General features: G+C 47.7%; 17 protein-coding genes. 8 read left to right on the top strand and 9 right to left on the bottom strand.

Annotation, left to right across the window (positions count from 1 at the left end; all coding sequences use genetic code 11):
- Positions 1-74 precede the first annotated feature (74 nt).
- From HNY42_RS07640 to HNY42_RS07670, 7 genes are all read left to right on the top strand, one after another.
- A complete protein-coding gene (locus HNY42_RS07640) occupies positions 75-1196 on the top strand; it encodes an exonuclease SbcCD subunit D (RefSeq protein ID WP_188005374.1) in 1122 nt (373 codons plus the stop codon).
- Complete coding sequence (locus HNY42_RS07645; RefSeq protein WP_188005375.1) at positions 1178-4186, top strand: SbcC/MukB-like Walker B domain-containing protein; 3009 nt, start codon at positions 1178-1180, stop codon at positions 4184-4186. Before HNY42_RS07640 ends, HNY42_RS07645 begins: the two co-directional genes overlap by 19 nt.
- Before the next feature lie 10 nt (positions 4187-4196).
- On the top strand, positions 4197-4988 hold the full coding sequence (locus HNY42_RS07650; RefSeq protein ID WP_188005376.1) for an AAC(3) family N-acetyltransferase: 792 nt from the start codon (positions 4197-4199) through the stop codon (positions 4986-4988).
- A 58-nt stretch (positions 4989-5046) separates the two neighbouring features.
- On the top strand, positions 5047-5784 hold the full coding sequence (locus HNY42_RS07655) for a Bax inhibitor-1/YccA family protein (protein WP_012370108.1): 738 nt from the start codon (positions 5047-5049) through the stop codon (positions 5782-5784).
- 226 nt (positions 5785-6010) lie between these two features.
- Positions 6011-6409 (top strand): RrF2 family transcriptional regulator, encoded by a 399-nt coding sequence (locus HNY42_RS07660; protein WP_188005377.1) that lies wholly within the window; start codon positions 6011-6013, stop codon positions 6407-6409.
- 241 nt (positions 6410-6650) lie between these two features.
- The gene (locus tag HNY42_RS07665; protein ID WP_188005378.1) at positions 6651-7061 is read left to right on the top strand and encodes a hypothetical protein; all 411 of its coding nucleotides are present in this window, start codon (positions 6651-6653) and stop codon (positions 7059-7061) included.
- Between the two features lie 132 nt (positions 7062-7193).
- Positions 7194-7583 (top strand): thiol-disulfide oxidoreductase DCC family protein, encoded by a 390-nt coding sequence (locus tag HNY42_RS07670; protein ID WP_131973019.1) that lies wholly within the window; start codon positions 7194-7196, stop codon positions 7581-7583.
- Positions 7584-7659: 76 nt separating this feature from the next.
- Here HNY42_RS07670 and HNY42_RS07675 read toward each other — a convergent pair whose 3' ends face one another.
- The 9 genes from HNY42_RS07675 to HNY42_RS07715 all read right to left on the bottom strand — a co-directional run bounded on the left by HNY42_RS07675 (position 7660) and on the right by HNY42_RS07715 (position 15182).
- Positions 7660-8811, bottom strand: a complete 1152-nt coding sequence (locus HNY42_RS07675; RefSeq protein WP_131973018.1) for a DUF3238 domain-containing protein — start codon at positions 8809-8811, stop codon at positions 7660-7662.
- Positions 8812-8907: 96 nt separating this feature from the next.
- Positions 8908-9207: a spore coat protein gene (locus HNY42_RS07680; protein ID WP_255508434.1), complete on the bottom strand. Its 300-nt coding sequence runs from the start codon at positions 9205-9207 to the stop codon at positions 8908-8910.
- Positions 9208-9239: 32 nt separating this feature from the next.
- Positions 9240-9428 (bottom strand): spore coat protein, encoded by a 189-nt coding sequence (locus HNY42_RS07685; protein ID WP_131973017.1) that lies wholly within the window; start codon positions 9426-9428, stop codon positions 9240-9242.
- A 6-nt stretch (positions 9429-9434) separates the two neighbouring features.
- On the bottom strand, positions 9435-10316 hold the full coding sequence (locus HNY42_RS07690; RefSeq protein ID WP_188005379.1) for a manganese catalase: 882 nt from the start codon (positions 10314-10316) through the stop codon (positions 9435-9437).
- Positions 10317-10462: 146 nt separating this feature from the next.
- Positions 10463-11434 (bottom strand): DUF2817 domain-containing protein, encoded by a 972-nt coding sequence (locus HNY42_RS07695; RefSeq protein ID WP_188005380.1) that lies wholly within the window; start codon positions 11432-11434, stop codon positions 10463-10465.
- Positions 11435-11449: 15 nt separating this feature from the next.
- Positions 11450-11995, bottom strand: a complete 546-nt coding sequence (locus HNY42_RS07700) for a cysteine hydrolase family protein (protein WP_131973014.1) — start codon at positions 11993-11995, stop codon at positions 11450-11452.
- A gap of 15 nt (positions 11996-12010) precedes the next feature.
- A complete protein-coding gene (locus HNY42_RS07705) occupies positions 12011-12316 on the bottom strand; it encodes a hypothetical protein (protein ID WP_131973013.1) in 306 nt (101 codons plus the stop codon).
- 31 nt (positions 12317-12347) lie between these two features.
- Positions 12348-14717 (bottom strand): sensor histidine kinase, encoded by a 2370-nt coding sequence (locus HNY42_RS07710; RefSeq protein WP_188005381.1) that lies wholly within the window; start codon positions 14715-14717, stop codon positions 12348-12350.
- Between the two features lie 171 nt (positions 14718-14888).
- Positions 14889-15182 carry a hypothetical protein gene (locus HNY42_RS07715; RefSeq protein WP_188005382.1) on the bottom strand — a complete coding sequence of 98 codons (294 nt, stop codon included), beginning with the start codon at positions 15180-15182 and terminating at the stop codon, positions 14889-14891.
- A 172-nt stretch (positions 15183-15354) separates the two neighbouring features.
- On the opposite strand from HNY42_RS07715, the gene HNY42_RS07720 reads away from it, so the two are divergent.
- On the top strand, positions 15355-15747 hold the full coding sequence (locus tag HNY42_RS07720) for an RrF2 family transcriptional regulator (RefSeq protein ID WP_131973010.1): 393 nt from the start codon (positions 15355-15357) through the stop codon (positions 15745-15747).
- Positions 15748-15825 lie beyond the last annotated feature (78 nt).

Here is a 15825-nt window from a genome sequence, read left to right on the forward strand (position 1 = left end):
TCAGATCATCGTCAGAACCATTCAAGTCATGCTAAAATAAGGATATTATAGAGGAAAAGTGAGCGTGATGAGAGATGAAATGGATTCATACTGCCGATTGGCATTTAGGAAAAATCGTTCATGGCGAATCGATGCTCGACAATCAGCGGACTGTTCTCCAGGAATTTCTACAATTGCTTGACCGGGAACAGCCGGACGCGGTCATCATTGCCGGTGATCTGTATGACCGTGCCGTCCCGCCGACGGAAGCGGTCGAACTGCTTGATACGGTGTTAGCCGACATTGTTCTGGAACGGAAGATTCCGGTCGTCGCGATCAGCGGCAACCATGATTCAGCGGAACGGCTGAGTTTCGGTACACCGTTATTACAACGGGCGGGTCTTCACCTGGCAGGTAAATTGACGGAGGCGATCGAACCGGTTCAGATCAACGGCGTCCGTTTTTATCCGGTGCCGTTCGCAGATCCGGCGACCGTCCGCTATGTCTATCAGGATGAAACAATCCGGACGCATGATGACGCGATGCGAAAAATCATCGAAACGCTGGACATCGATGGACCAAGTGTCCTCGTTGGGCATGCCTTTGTCATCGGCGGGCTTGAGACCGATTCCGAACGCCAATTGTCGGTCGGGACAGCGGGACAGGTCAGCGCAAGTGCGTTTGCTCCGTTCACCTATACGGCGCTCGGACATTTGCATAATCCACTTGCGATCAAGTCGGAGACAATCCGGTACAGCGGTTCGTTGTTGAAATATTCGTTTTCGGAAGCCAGTCATGTCAAAGGCGTCGATATTTTGACACTGAACGAAAACGGGACGTTTGACCGTCGCTTCGAACCGTTGACGGCCAAGCGCGATTTGCGTGAACTGACAGGCAGTCTTGCCGAACTGACGGATCCGGCATTTGTCGCAACACAAGCGACGGACGATTACATTAAAATCAACCTGACGGATGCCGAAGCCTTGATTGATCCGATGGGGAAACTAAAGAAACTGTACCCGAACATCCTCCATCTCGAGCGGACCGGCTTCACCCGCGAAAGTACCCGGGCGGTCCAGGCATCACGCGATCAGGTGCAGGCGGCGACGCTGACGGATCTGTTCCGGGAGTTTTATGAAGCAGTCCGGGAAAAACAACCGACGGATGCAATGCAGGCCGTCTTAGAGGAGGAAGCTGCATGCGTCCAGAACGATTAACCTTACGTGCGTTCGGACCGTTTGCCGACGAACAGACAATTGATTTTCGCGCACTCGGCGGTCGGACGATGTTCGTCATCTCGGGGAATACCGGTGCCGGGAAAACGACGATTTTTGATGCGCTGACGTTTGCTTTATATGGCGAGACGTCAGGCGGGGAACGGGAAATGAGCGATTTGCGCAGTCATTTCGCGAAACCGGAAGACAAGACGGAAGTTGAACTCGAATTTCTGTTAAAAGGCGAACGCTACCGAATTATCCGGCAACCGAGTCAGCCGCATCCGGTCAATAAGACGGATTACGGCCATGAGGCGGAACTCGCCCGGCATGACGGGACGGCCTGGAAGCCGCTTGCGCTGAAAATCCCGGAAATCCGCCAACAGGTGCAGGAACTGTTACAACTCGATCACAAACAGTTTTCGCAAATCTTATTGCTTCCGCAAAATAAGTTCCGGGAACTGTTAATGGCGGAGTCGAAGGACAAACTGCAGATTCTTAAACAATTGTTCAAGACGGAACATTACGGCGAGTTTCAACAGCGTCTTCACCGGAAAGCACTTGATCTTGCAGCGACCATCAAAGAAACGAAAACGAAACAGCTTGCGAAACTCGAAGAATTACCGCTTGACCTCAACTGGTCGGAAGCGACGGAAACGACGATTCGTCACCAGACCGATATATTGCTTGCGACACTCGATGAAAAAATTGAGCAGGCGAAAACGGTGGAGCAGGCGGGACGTCAAACGCTCGAACAATTGACGGAACGGTTGCGTCAGGCGGAACAACTCGAGCAGACATTCACCGAGTACGATCAATTGTTACATCTCGAAAAACAGCTTGCTTTAACGTTGCCGGAAACGATGCGTCAAAAAGAACAATACGACGCCGCTTCCCGGGCGGCGGCGATTCAAGGGGTGTACGAAACGTTTCAGTCGGAGGAACAAACGGTCCGGCAATTAGCCGGGACGAAACAAACGGTCGAATCGGAACTGGAACACTTACAACAGCAACTTGACCAGGTCAACCGGACCGTCGAACGATTGACGGTGCAGGAGCCGGAGATACGTGAAGCGTCACGGCGTCTCGAGCAGATTGCGGACGAGCTGAAACGACTGCAGGACCAGGAACAATTGATTCGGCAACAACAGGATCTGCAACGTGCCGTCGCACAGTTGAATCCGGACGCATTACGCGAACAGCGGACCCGGCAACGAAGTGATCGGACCCGGTTGCAGGCGGAAATCGCGACGCTGTCCGATGATTCGAGTACCCGTCTGTCCTTGCAGGAACGCCGGTTCGTTCTGCAATCGATCGAACAAAAACAGCAGGAATGGCAACGCAATGAATCGGAGCGGTTCCGGCTGATCGAGCAGGGAACACGCGTCAAAGCGGAAAAAGAACAGGCAGAACGGATATATACGGCCGGACGCCAACATGAACGCCGGCAATTGGCAGCAGAGCTGGCGGCGCATCTGCATGACGGGGAAGCCTGTCCGGTCTGTGGTAGTGCGACGCATCCGCAACTCGCTGTCAAGACGGAAGCGCTTGATGTCGAAGCGTTGCACCAGGCCTACTTAACCGCACAATCGGCGCATCAGGAGTTACAGGCGACGTACCGGACAGTCGCGGAACGGAAACGGCAACTCGAACAGGAACTGGCGACACTTGCAGACGGACAGCCGGTTCCGACTGATGTGACCGCGATTCGTACAGAAATCAACGACTTGAAAAATCAAGAGAGCCGCCTGCAAAAGCAACAGGAACGGAAACTGCAGCTGGAACAACAGCTCCGGACCATCGAAACGGCATTGGAACAGGCAGACCGGAAAATCGAGGAAGAGACGGACCGGCAGTCGAAACTGCAGCTGGAACTCGCACGCCTCGAAGGGATACTGAACCGAAATCCGGACGCACCGTCCCGTCGCAATCTGGAAACCGAACAACAGACACTGACAAAACGGTTGGCGGAGTTTGAAGCGGCACAGACGGCAGGACAGCATCAAAAACAACGGCTTGATCAAGATATCGCCGCACGACGCGGACGTCTGCACCACGTGGAAGAAGAATTGACGATTCATATGGCGAAGCGCACGGACGCGGAAGCCGCTTTAGCACGCAGTCTACAGGAAGAACGGTTTGAGACGGTCGAACAATTCAATCAGGCGCGGATGTCGCGGCAAGCGATGGAACAGTTGGCGGAACGCCTCGAAGCCGACCGGCGGAAACGGCAGGATGTCGAATCGGGTCTTGAACGGATCCGACAACTGATTCAGCAACAGGATCGTCCTGATCTGACGGCTCTTCGTCCGCTCGTCAGACAAGCAGAAGCGGAACTGGTGACAGCGACGGATGGCCGGATCGGTGTGGAGAAAGAACGGTTGCACATCCAACAACTGGTTGATGCCTGGTCGGGTCTCCAGCAACAAATCGAGGCAGAAGATGCACGGTACGGCATCATCGGCGAACTGGCAAGGGTCGGGGTTGGCGAAAACGCCCAGCGGATGACGTTTGAGACATATGTTCAAACCGCCTATTTCGATGAAATCCTGCAAGCGGCGAACCGGCATCTGCACGGGATGACATCCGGACGGTTCCTGCTCGAACGGAAGACGGAAGCCGGTAAAGGCTTGAAGAAATACGGGCTTGATTTAAACGTCTTTGATGCCTATACGTCGCAAACACGTCACGTCAAGACGCTGTCCGGCGGGGAAAGCTTTAAGGCGTCACTTGCTTTGGCGCTCGGATTATCGGAAGTGGTACAGGAAGCGAGCGGCGGTGTGTCGCTTGAAACGATGTTCATCGATGAAGGATTCGGCACACTCGATCCGGAATCGCTCGAGCAGGCAATCGAAACGTTGTTATCGATTCAGGCAAGCGGTCGGATGGTTGGAATCATCAGTCATGTGCAGGAACTGAAATCACGGGTCGATGCGAAAATTGAAGTGACGCAAGGCAAAACAGGATCGACGATTCGCCTTGTCGTCGAGTGAGGGGTGCGAAATGGAAACGAGACAAATGGTCACGAAATCAAAACTGATCGCAGATTTAAAACAGCTGGGGGTCACGCCCGGTATGAAAGTGTTCGTCCACAGCGCGATGAAACAGATCGGCTGGATTCCCGGCGGGGCACAAGCGCTGATCGAAGCGTTGCAGGAAGTCATCACGCCGGACGGTCTGATCATGATGGCGGCACAGAGTACGGATAATTCGGATCCGAAAAACTGGAGCCGTCCCGCCGTTCCGGAAGATTGGTGGGAAACGATCCGTCAGGAAATGCCGGCGTATGATCCGGCGAAGACACCAACCCGGAGTATCGGCAAGGTACCGGAACTGTTCCGGGCGTTCCCGGGCGTCAAACGCAGTGCCCATCCGATGTGGTCAGTGACAGCCTGGGGGAAAGAGGCGGAATTCTTCGTTTCCGGTCATACGATTGACAACGGATTCGGTCCCGGCTCACCGCTTGAAAAATTCATTGAAGCGGACGGACAGATTCTGCATATCGGGTCACCGTGGGATTCGACAACCGTTTGGCATTATGCCGAATACGGAATCGACCGGCCGCTCGAGGAATCGGGATGCAAGATGCGGCAAGGAGATAAAGACGTCTTCATTCGTTATCAGCATCGCATCATCGACAGTGATCCGTTTGGACCGATCGGTGAAGGCATGATGGACGAACCGTTCGTCACGACAGGGAAAGTCGGACAGGCGACGTCGCACCTTGTTTCAGCCAAAGCTTCGATTCCGGTCGTGATGCTGCAACTGAATGCGTTAAATAGCTGGTTAAGCTGAAACTTTTCCGGGAAACAACCGTAATAGTGAATAGAAAAACAGAAGGAGTGAACGCAAGATGGCAACACGTTTTAAAGTGAATCCAGCCTTACGCCGCGGTTTTGAGACGGCGCGTGCTGGCGAACGGCCGATGACGAAGGCCGGGACGATGAGTAAGATTTTCCTCTTACTTGCGCTCGTCACGGCAGCAGCGGGAGGAACCTGGTTCTTCTTAGCCGCGAATCCGCAATTTTTAGTACCGGCCTTGATTGGAGGAGTCGTCCTCGGATTGATTCTTGCGCTGATCATCACGTTTAAACCACGAACGGCACCGGTCCTCTCACCGGTTTATGCAATCGTTGAAGGGGTCGCCGTCGGAGCGATTTCACTGATGTTCGAAAGTATGTACCCGGGACTTGTTGGGAAGGCAGTCCTCGCGACATTTGTCGTCTCGTTTGCGATGTGGTTCGTCTATTCGACGGGCATGATTAAAGTCACGCAACGGTTCCGCTCAGCTGTTACGGCAGCGATACTGTCGATTCTTGTCTTGTACGCGGTCAACTTGTTACTCGCGTTATTCGGTGTTGATCTGCCGTTCATGACCGGCAGTTCGCCGCTTGCGATCGGCATTCAGTTTGTCATCGTCATCGTCGCTTCACTGTCGCTCGTGATGGACTTTGATTTTATCTCGCAACAAGTCCAGGCCCGTGCGCCGAAATCGATGGAGTGGGTGGCCGCGTTCGGATTAATCGTAACGATCATCTGGCTCTACATCGAGTTGCTTGATCTGCTGTACCGTTTGGCAGCACGGGACTGATTATTACGAAAAGACATTGCGAAAACGCAATGTCTTTTTTTGATGGAAGAAGCACATAAATGCATTCGGATAAAAAAGGTAGAACCGGAAACCCTCAATTCGATTGTAAAATCCAAGAAAATATTTTATATTTGATTATATTATGTGCAAGTGCACGCTAACAAGATAAACATAATCTCATGTAATTGTTTGATTAGAACGGCAAGAACTCAAGAAGGTGAAAAGAATGAAAATGACACGGTCGACGGATTATGCAATTCGCGTTCTGCTCTATGCCACTTTAAATCCCAACCGGCTTGTTCAAATCCAAGAAGTAGCGGATCATTACGCCATTTCCAAAAATCATTTGATGAAAATTATCCATTCATTGAGTAAGTTCGGGTTAATTACGTCTTATCAGGGACGGAATGGGGGATTTAAGTTAGCCAAAGCACCGAATGAAATCACGCTGGGTCAAGTGGTGGCTTTATTTGAAGAAGTTTCGTATTTGAAAGAAGTATTGCCAACACACGAGAAAGAATCGCTTCGAAATACGCGGCAAGCTTTTGATAATGCTTTTTTATTATTTTCAAATGCTTTGCAAGCGTACACATTAGAAGATTTAACAAAAGTGCAGATTGGATGAAACGAATAAGCACGGTCTTCTTTTTATCAAAAGAAAAAGTGGACCGCTTTTCGTTTTTTTTATGGCTTCGGATTCGGTCTGAAAAGACGAAATATGTTAAACTAAAAAAGGCTAAGCAAATCAGGTTTCTTTGGAATTAAACATACGATATTCTTATATGTTTAATGTTTTGGCTGGATCTTGGCGCAACAAAAGAAAAATCTTCGAACATTTGGTATCGAGGTTAGAAAAGAGGTTTTTGATGTCTGAGATAAGCATTGAACGCATCATTCGTTTTATTCAAAAATTAATTCACCCTCCGTTTTTCCTTACGACGCGGCGGGGAAGAAATCATGAAGTTCACCTTGAAGTCCGGTATTTGGACGTGTCAGAACGTATGAAATCGTCCCTTCTTCATGAAACCATCCATCTCTTACATATGCATACAAGTGAAGAAGTGAGAGAACGACTACATGAGGAATTGCTGGCGGTTGCCGTCTATACACAAAAACATTCGACCTTGCTTTTTGCGTTCAGCTTGATCAACGAACCGCCTGTTCGAATCAAATTGATTCAGAATGAGCAGGTGACCTGTCAGACTCTTATCCGGACGCAGGATGATTTAAAAGCATTCGTTCAGAGCCTAGATACGCGATGGATGAGACAGGATTGATCGTCTCTAAAACATGTATAAAAATGGTATGGATTGATCATCGATAGCAATAAGAAGCGAAATACAGGTTTGCTTTATGGATTTGAGCTAAACTAGAAAAAAGGAAATCATTGATAGAGGGAGGACACAAACGTGAAGCCAATCATTTTATTTGATGGGGAATGCAATTTGTGTGATGCCAGTGTGCAGTTTATCCTGAAACGGGATCAAGGGTACTATGATTTTGCTTCATTGCAGGGCGCGACTGGACAGGAACTCATTCAAAAACATCGTTTACCATCTGATTTAAACAGTGTTGTGGTTATCGAGCAGGGAGTTCCTTATATCAAATCGGATGCAGCGCTACGGATTACCAGACACTTAAACGGCGCATGGCCATTCGCTTCGTTTTTCCGCTTCTTACCGCGTGTCGGAAGAGATTTTGTATATGATATTGTCGCGAAACACCGGCATGAATGGTTCGGAGAAAAGCAACAATGTATGCTTCCTTCTAAAGAAACACGCGCCCGATTCCATGACTGATACGGGTTCGGCATATGTTTCATCAAAAAAGCCAGACGATGAACATCGTCTGGCTTTTTTGATGAGGTAATGAATATCATCTGGCCTCCATGAACAGCCAATGGCAGCTCGGTAAAGGGTCAGCTAAAAAACTGAGACCGAGGTCATGTGTTTGATGAATCGGCTGGAAAGCACAGGATTCTGTTTGCAGATAAATTTCATGGTGAGGGGAACGAAGATGAGTTCCGCACAACCGCCATCTTCCGTGACCATACGCGGTATGGACCGTATAGTTGATGTCGGGAGCGATCACCAACGGATTGCCGACTGAATGCCGGGTCGTAAACTGGAGAAAGTCTCGGTCCTTTTCAATATCTTCCAGATAAACCTTCCGTGTCGATGCTACGTCTTCACTCCGTAGGCGTCCCGTCGAGGTCAGAGAACGTGTCGGATTGGCCTGCTTAGCAAGGTGAACATGAGGAACATCCTGTAAGCCTGTCATGGCAATCTCAGTCAACGTCCGGTATTCCGTCGCATGGGGATCAAAGGTCCGGTCATCGCCCTCAAAATAAATATGAGGAGAAAGCAGATTCGGATTTTTTAAAATCGGTGGAGCAATAAACGTCATGATTCGCAGTCGTGCGCGGACGGCTTCGGGTTCTTTATTCGGTGCAAGGGGCTCAGATACAAACGGATGGAGAAGGATATAAAGAATAAACGATTCAAACTCCCGTTCCCGATCTGGTTCGTGTTTTAAATGATTCAAAAGTTTTAACGCTCCCTCCATGACGGAGGAGAGTGGTACATTCTGACGAGACGATGGTCGGAGGGCACGGATTTCGTAACGGGCAGACTCGTCTTGCGATGATGCTTCGTACCACGTATGATCATCCGTATCGCCCAAGCGTTTTCCATCTCGGAAGATACTGTAGGATTCGACATCCGGGATAGCCCCCCATACCAAAAGTAATTCCTGGTCTGAACGGATGATGACGGTGGATTTTTGATTCCAAAACAATGTTCCCTCATCGGCGACAACGGCTGTATCGATTGTGATACGGACGTGATTGGTCCGCAGTTCATATTGCACGGGAGAGAGGGGAGCAAGCGTCGTATCGATGAATTCGTGTGCCGCGCCATCACTGAGGATCTCACCGTCACGGAGAAGCTGAACGGGAGAATCCGCTTGCCACGAAAGATGTAAATCTTGACCAAGTTGCTTGACTGTAATGTTTTTAACGGATAGCATAACGGCGTCCTCCGATCAGTCTTTTAATCCCTTTCGCTTCCCATAATAGGCGGAAGTTACGAAACCCTCTCTTCTCGACCGAAGAGAGGGAAATGTTTACTTGCTCTGAACCAATTCCTGAATCAGGTTCATCTTTTCTTCATCATGCTTCAACTGCTTTTTTAAATCGTATGCCAGGTACATATCATTTTCAATCATGTAAGTCGCAATATCAGCATGTGTCTGAATGGCATGATTCAACTGCTTCGTCAGGATTTTTCTGACATCGGGAGAAGCAGCTTCCGTAACGGCCACGGCATAGGCGCGGACGAGTGATTTGGCACTGACGAGATGGTCGATGGCGATCAGTTCGTCTCTTTTCTTGCTGGCACGGTTCATCTGTTTTTGAATGGTCACAAAAAGCACCTCCGGTCGTTCGTCTGGTGGAATCAATGGAATAAAGATTGTAGCTCTTTTAGTGCACGTTCTGATTCTTTGATGTCCTGTTCAATCAGTTTTTTTAACTTTTTATCTTTGACGAGCGGGCTAAGTGCATAAGATTTGACAAGACAGGATTGCTTCATCGTCATAATTTCATGGATTTCCAACGTCTCGTGCAACGCCAGTTGTTTCGCCATCCTGCCTCACTCCTTGTCCTTTAGAATGCGTTTGACTGTATCCGCGACGCCTCGTTTTTGCGGCGGTTCATTCAAATCATGGTGCAGATTGTGTGCCGGAACTTCAGGATTTGGAATTTGACCCTGCGGTGCCGGATTTTCGAGATACACGAATTCACCGGTTCCATCCTGTGCGCTTCCTTGCGCCCAGCGTCCTTCTTTTGAAGCCGTTCCTTCCGACAAGTCCCAAAATTCATAAGCATGCGGCTGGGCTTCCATTTCATCTTCCGGCGCAAACGTGGCCGGGACGACGATGCCGTTTTTCTCTTCCAGCTCTTCAATGGCTGCCATCCATTGATATTGATGATACCGGTCGCGGGCCAGCATTTTCCGGAGTGTTGTCCGGACTGCTTCATCGTTCGTCATGTGATAGAGACGTGCGACCTGAAGTCGCCCCTGCGATTCCGCATGGAGGTTGGATCGCATATCCGCCAAGAGATTACCACTCGCGACAATGTAGGAACCGTTCCACGGCACCCCGTTTGAATTGGAAGGAAGTCCGCCGAGTCCACTGACAAGAAGGTGTTGCGGATTCATTCCACCGAGAATTGCGGCGATGGCAGGATCCTTGGCCGCCTCAGCTTGGTCGTCGGGTGAAGCACCGTCGAGCAATTGCGAAATTAAAGAACATAACATTTCGACGTGACCGATTTCTTCCGTGCCGATATCCATCAGCATATCCTTGTACTTTTCATTTCCCCGACAGTTGAATCCTTGGAACAGATACTGCATCATGACGGTCATTTCCCCAAATTGTCCGCCTAATACTTCCTGGACAGCCCGTGCAAGTTTCGGATCCGGCCGGTCGACCTTAACTTCGAACTGTAATTCCTTTTGGTGTCTGAACATGATTCATTCCTCCCTCAGATTAAAAACATATATAAAACGTACATGATATATATACCTGTTTAAGAAAAACGAAAACCAAAGGGGAAGGATTGTCATCAAAATGTAATGTTTTAGAAAATGATTTGGACCGGTGATGCAGGCAGTTATCAGGAGGACGACCAAGTCAGATTCCGCTTGAGCAACGGATAGTTCAACGGATCATTCATTAATTCCACCATATGCGAAAAGAGCAAATCCGTTTCGTTCATGACATGCTGACGCCAAAGCCGGTTTTCGGTAAAGATCGCTTGTAGAGGCAGTCGAAAACCGGATGAGTCTTTAGCTGTTCCGCATTCGATGATCAGTCCAAGGAAACCAATCTGCTTTTCATGCGTCCACTGATACAGTGAGTTCAACCATTCACCTTCAAAGAGATAAAGTGGATGTTCGACAATCGGATAACGGGTGAATTCTTTTAAATGATCCGGTGTGCGGCAATCAGCGGAAGGCAGGACCAGTTGAACTTCTGTCTGGAGGCCGTGACCCGTGTGACAGTCAAGAAACAAAACGTGCGAGTAGGGAGTGATGAGGTCGGAAACTGCAGAAAGGACGTCATGAATATACGGGTCAGGCGGCTGTCCGTCAAAATGAATACTTATCGGTTGAGGAACTGGTACGGTTGTGGCGCTTTTGAACAAACGACCGGGACCGATTGGAAGTAACCGGCTTACTGTTTGGAACGAAAACGGGAAGTGTCCGAATCGACTACCGGAGCCCGCCTTCGGGATGAAAACACCACGAAACGGTGCATAAGTGTGATGGTCCATGGTGTCTACATTCATAGCGTGAATGAATAAAAGATCGACTTCGCTGCTGTTAAGCCGGGCGAGATGTTCTTCTAAAAATCGCAATTGCATCGCGCTCCCCGTAAACCCTTCGATTCCATGCAGACCGCTGCTGAGAATGAGCAACGCATGATTTCCCTCACGTTTCGCATGAATCAAGTCGCAGCTGGCATTTTGTGCCTGGTTGATCGGCAGGTGTGAAATAGACGGGTATTTTGTCGGCAAATGATGCAGTGCGGTTTCGAGGAGTCGTTTTCGTGCCGTCTCACATGTTCCTGAAAAGTATTGCAACATGATGCTGTCCTCCTTTTAGTCGAACGATACGTCACTGCTGCTGGAACAATCAATGGATAATGTCGTGTGGAGAATTTCCAATGCGTGCTCTTTCGCATCTTGCGTCTCGGCTGCGGTACAGTCTTTTGGCACCCAGATTTCGTATTCCCGCATATAAGCGTCGTTTGCCGTAAACAGGATACACATGTCGGTCGTGATGCCCGTAATGATCAGGCGTGAGATATTGAGATGCTTTAAGAGAATATCCAACTGTGTCCCGTAAAAACCGGAATGTTTCGGCTTGATGATGAAATAATCATCTTCTTGCGGATGCAACGCTTGAACGAAGACATCGCCGAGCCCGCCGCGGCACTCTTCGACAATCTGATCAACGTTTTCTTGCCATAAACCAAAATTGTCATTTACATAAATGACCGGTATATCATGTTCTTTACATATATGTTTAAGGTCGATCAAAGACTTCAATATGGGGCGTGTCTCAGCAAGCAGATTTTCTGCGCCTTCAAAATCCATTTTATTGATGATATCAACGATTAACAAGGCGGTTCCGGTTATTTTCATACTGCAGTCCACTCCTTACAAAAATGTGATGAGGTAATGATAGGGAGAATATAACTGGGCTTTAGCAATAAAGATTTCCGTTGGATCTTCCGATTCTTTTTCCCCCCGGACATCGATGAGACACCGGAAAATCGTCTCTTCGATTTCAGAGACGAATTCCGGATATTGATATAAGGCATACGCTAAATGCCGCCGGACATGATCCTCAATTAAGATAATGGCCGGCGAGGTATCTTTCAAAATCGTGCCTGAGAATGATCCGAGATGATTGCGAAAATCTCGGTTCAAGTAATAAATGATACGATCTAACTCATAATCCATACGTATTCACTTCCTCTGTCTTTAAATCAATTTATGGTTTTCCGTCTTTGGTCCGTTGCACCATCGGCAGCCGGACTAGGAAATCCGTTCCGACATCCAGTTCGGATGAAACAGAAATTTGTCCGGAATGAGCTTCGACGATTTCCTTACAAATCATCAGCCCGAGTCCGGTTCCTTGAATCCGCTTATGGTCGTTGCGCTCCACACGGTAAAAGGACTCGAACAAATACGGTAGGTCTTGTTTCGGAATGCCGAGTCCGTTATCGCTGATTGTCAGGACAACCTCTTCCTCACTGCAGTCGAGCAGGACCTCGATCTTCGGACTCGACGGCGAGTATTTGATTGCATTACCCAAAAGGTTCGTCAGCAGTTGACGTATTTTTCCACGGTCCGCTTCAATCGTACAGGTCGTATGAGCCGAATCAAACAGGACCTGATGGGAGGTGTTGGAGACATTCATCCAGTCGGCTACTTCCTGTACCAAAGCTGCTATGTCAAAGGATTCAAACGAATAGACTTCCTTTTGGTGACTCAAGCGTTGATAGTCCAAGAAAGCGGTGACAAGCTTACCTAAGCGTTGGGCTTCACTGCGGACAGTTTTTAAATATTTCAATTGTTTTTCACCGGAGACGTTGCGGTGAATCATCAGCTCACTGAATCCTTCAATCGAGGCTAGGGGCGTCCGGAGTTCATGTGAAATCATTGAAATGAAGGCATGCTCCTTTTGTACCGCTTCGACTTCAGCCGTCCGTTCACTTAAGACAAAGATGATACCTTTGCTGTCCGGCAGAAATTCCGTATACAGACGGACGTGACGATTCCTGCTGACTTCGAAATCTTGGGCGTCCATGGCATGGCCGTTCGCTAAATGAATTTTTAATTGTTTCATATAGTCGGTAAGGGCCTCTTTTTCAGTAAAGACCCGGCGAAGGATGGCCATGATGGATTCAAAATCATGCAAAGTATCCGGCAGGTCTCGTAATTCGGGGAACATAGTGACCAACGTCCCATTGTGAATCAATCGTGAATCGGGAAAATTGACGTACATGACGGCTTCTCGAAGGCTGTCCAAAATCCGTTGGACGTGCTGTTTATCTTCTTTCAGTGCCCGCATATGCTCGATTCGCAAAATCCCGAGTGACAGAATATCGCTGACTGCCGAAAGCTTTTCATATACTTCTGCCGTCGGGTCAGTGAATGTCAACAAGGCAAACGGTTCAGCTTCACGCGAATTCAGCAATGGAATAATCCGTTCAACAAGGTATTGATCCTCTCTGACAGGCTGCGCCAGCCGGGGGATGCTGCCTTCAGACAAAGGATTTTGCCGGTAAATGACTTCTTCTTGCCTCGAAACCAGAGTCAGCTTCAACTCCGGTAAGCCGAACGATCGGGCCACATCCCGTAGCAAATCTTGCGTGCAGTGAAACGTCTCGTATTCCAATAAGTGACGGGCAAGATCCGTCTGAAGTTGTAGCTTGATTTCCGTTTTGTTTTTTTCCGACAGGCTGTCAGAAAGTTCACGGTTCCGGCTTGATAATTGCTGATTGGCACGATCTGTTTCGGATTGTTGAAACGCAAGCATCGTCATCATGTTCTGCATGGCTTTGGCGAGGACGCCGATTTCATCCTGTCGTTTGATCAGAGGCATCGAAGAATAAGCATATGGATTTTTTGTTTGCTTGACCAGACGAACGAGATCATTTGTCAACCGTTGCATGAATCGGAACGTCCAGCTGTTTAAAAGGAAAAAGACAGCAACAAGAACTGTCAACGTTTTCCAAAGGGTCGTTCGCATCTGATCGGCAAGTGTCTGCTGTGCTCTTTTTTCCAGTGTATGAATAGAGTTGATATATTGATCCGCTGCTTGTCGGGTCGTCGAAAAAAAATACATGGTATCGAGTGAAGAACGTTCTGTCCCGCTCATAGTCGATTGCAACGGGATGACGAAGGACGCATCCTTTAACATCCGTCGCATGGCGGTAAAATCGGTATATCGGTTGGCGGACTGTCGATTTTCCGTCAATGGAATCAATATTTTTTCGTAGTACTGTATTAAAATCATTGCCGTTTTTGAGTAAGAATCTGTTTCTGGGGACGGGTAAGTATGCGCCAAATGTTCAAGATCCTGCTTTGTCCGCTTTAAGTCATTCGACAGTCCGAGAGAAGCCGGTGTTTCATTTAATAAGGCTTCCTGAATCTCAATATTCGTCTCCTGCAAATCATTCCAAATCTCACGTGCAGCAGTTTTTTGATTGGTCAAACGCAACAGCATGACATTATTCTCTTCTAGTTGCTGAATGGAATAGGAATAGGCACCCATCGTCACGCACACTAAAATCATAAAATTTAATAGTAGCAGTCCTGAAAAGGTCCGGGTAATTTTACTGAATATCCATTTCATCATGACCTCTTTCTACAGCGGACAACGGAGATACGTAGTTCGTGTCCCTGATAATCGCTGTGTGAATAACATACTATGATTATACATGTTATGGGAGAGGTTTTGACCCGTTTCATCAATGGAACTTCTATTAAATTTTTGATGGTAGTATACAGACGATCAGTCTGGACTTTATTCTATTAAGTGATGAATGGATCCAATTAATTCATCAAGAGGCTCAAAACTCTCTAGAAAAAATTGATAATTGGATGGATGCCGAATGCCGTGAATGAAAATTCGTTTTTCGAGTGTCGGTAAAAACAGCAGATATTCGATATCCATGATCCGCTCTTCAGAAAATTCGCGACGGAAAACGGAAATTTTAGCTGAATTAGCAGTTAAATACGTCGGATCGACCCGGTAGCGTTCTTCAGAGAATTGTCTTTTGATAAATACTAAAAAGTCCGAACCACTAAAAAATTTCATATGAGTGAACTCCTTCCTATAATCGTTCTTTATATATTAAGTATTTCCTGTACATGTTTAAAGGAAACGTATTTCAGCAAAAAAATAGATACATTTCATAACACTTAAAACTATATCTTATGTCGTTTTTTTTGTACTATAAGTGATATAGAGAACAAAGTAGGTGGAAATAATGAAAATGACTCGATCGACGGATTATGCGATTCGAGTACTATTGTATACGACTCTTCACCCGACTCGACTCGTTCAAATTCAAGAAGTAGCCGATTATTATGATATTTCGAAAAATCATTTAATGAAAATTGTTCATGCACTAAGCCGATTCGGACTCATCACATCCTATCAGGGACGTAACGGAGGTTTTAAGTTGGCGAAAGATCCGTTGGACATCACGTTGGGTGAAATCGTACAGCTTTTTGAAAAGGTCTCTTATCTTGAAAGTATTCCAGCCGTCCATGAAGATGAAAATCTGGGAAATATGAAAGAAGCGTTTGATGATGCATTTTTTCAATTTTCGGAAGCACTCAAGGCATACTCACTGCAAGATTTGATTCAAACGGATTGACGGTGTGTAAAAAAAAGAGTTTAAAACACGTGGCAGATTGGTAAAATTCTGTAGCGTGTTTTTTTGTCATGAACAGAA

It is taken from the genome of Exiguobacterium sp. Helios (assembly GCF_014524545.1).
Classification (GTDB): Bacteria; Bacillota; Bacilli; order Exiguobacteriales; family Exiguobacteriaceae; genus Exiguobacterium_A.

Coding starts and splice junctions, on each gene's coding strand:
- HNY42_RS07640 (WP_188005374.1), top strand. CDS start 75: ATGAAATGGATTCATACTGCCGATTGGCATTTAGGAAAAATCGTTCAT.
- HNY42_RS07645 (WP_188005375.1), top strand. CDS start 1,178: ATGCGTCCAGAACGATTAACCTTACGTGCGTTCGGACCGTTTGCCGAC.
- HNY42_RS07650 (WP_188005376.1), top strand. CDS start 4,197: ATGGAAACGAGACAAATGGTCACGAAATCAAAACTGATCGCAGATTTA.
- HNY42_RS07655 (WP_012370108.1), top strand. CDS start 5,047: ATGGCAACACGTTTTAAAGTGAATCCAGCCTTACGCCGCGGTTTTGAG.
- HNY42_RS07660 (WP_188005377.1), top strand. CDS start 6,011: ATGAAAATGACACGGTCGACGGATTATGCAATTCGCGTTCTGCTCTAT.
- HNY42_RS07665 (WP_188005378.1), top strand. CDS start 6,651: ATGTCTGAGATAAGCATTGAACGCATCATTCGTTTTATTCAAAAATTA.
- HNY42_RS07675 (WP_131973018.1), bottom strand. CDS start 8,811: ATGCTATCCGTTAAAAACATTACAGTCAAGCAACTTGGTCAAGATTTA.
- HNY42_RS07685 (WP_131973017.1), bottom strand. CDS start 9,428: ATGGCGAAACAACTGGCGTTGCACGAGACGTTGGAAATCCATGAAATT.
- HNY42_RS07690 (WP_188005379.1), bottom strand. CDS start 10,316: ATGTTCAGACACCAAAAGGAATTACAGTTCGAAGTTAAGGTCGACCGG.
- HNY42_RS07695 (WP_188005380.1), bottom strand. CDS start 11,434: ATGTTGCAATACTTTTCAGGAACATGTGAGACGGCACGAAAACGACTC.
- HNY42_RS07700 (WP_131973014.1), bottom strand. CDS start 11,995: ATGAAAATAACCGGAACCGCCTTGTTAATCGTTGATATCATCAATAAA.
- HNY42_RS07705 (WP_131973013.1), bottom strand. CDS start 12,316: ATGGATTATGAGTTAGATCGTATCATTTATTACTTGAACCGAGATTTT.
- HNY42_RS07710 (WP_188005381.1), bottom strand. CDS start 14,717: ATGAAATGGATATTCAGTAAAATTACCCGGACCTTTTCAGGACTGCTA.
- HNY42_RS07715 (WP_188005382.1), bottom strand. CDS start 15,182: ATGAAATTTTTTAGTGGTTCGGACTTTTTAGTATTTATCAAAAGACAA.
- HNY42_RS07720 (WP_131973010.1), top strand. CDS start 15,355: ATGAAAATGACTCGATCGACGGATTATGCGATTCGAGTACTATTGTAT.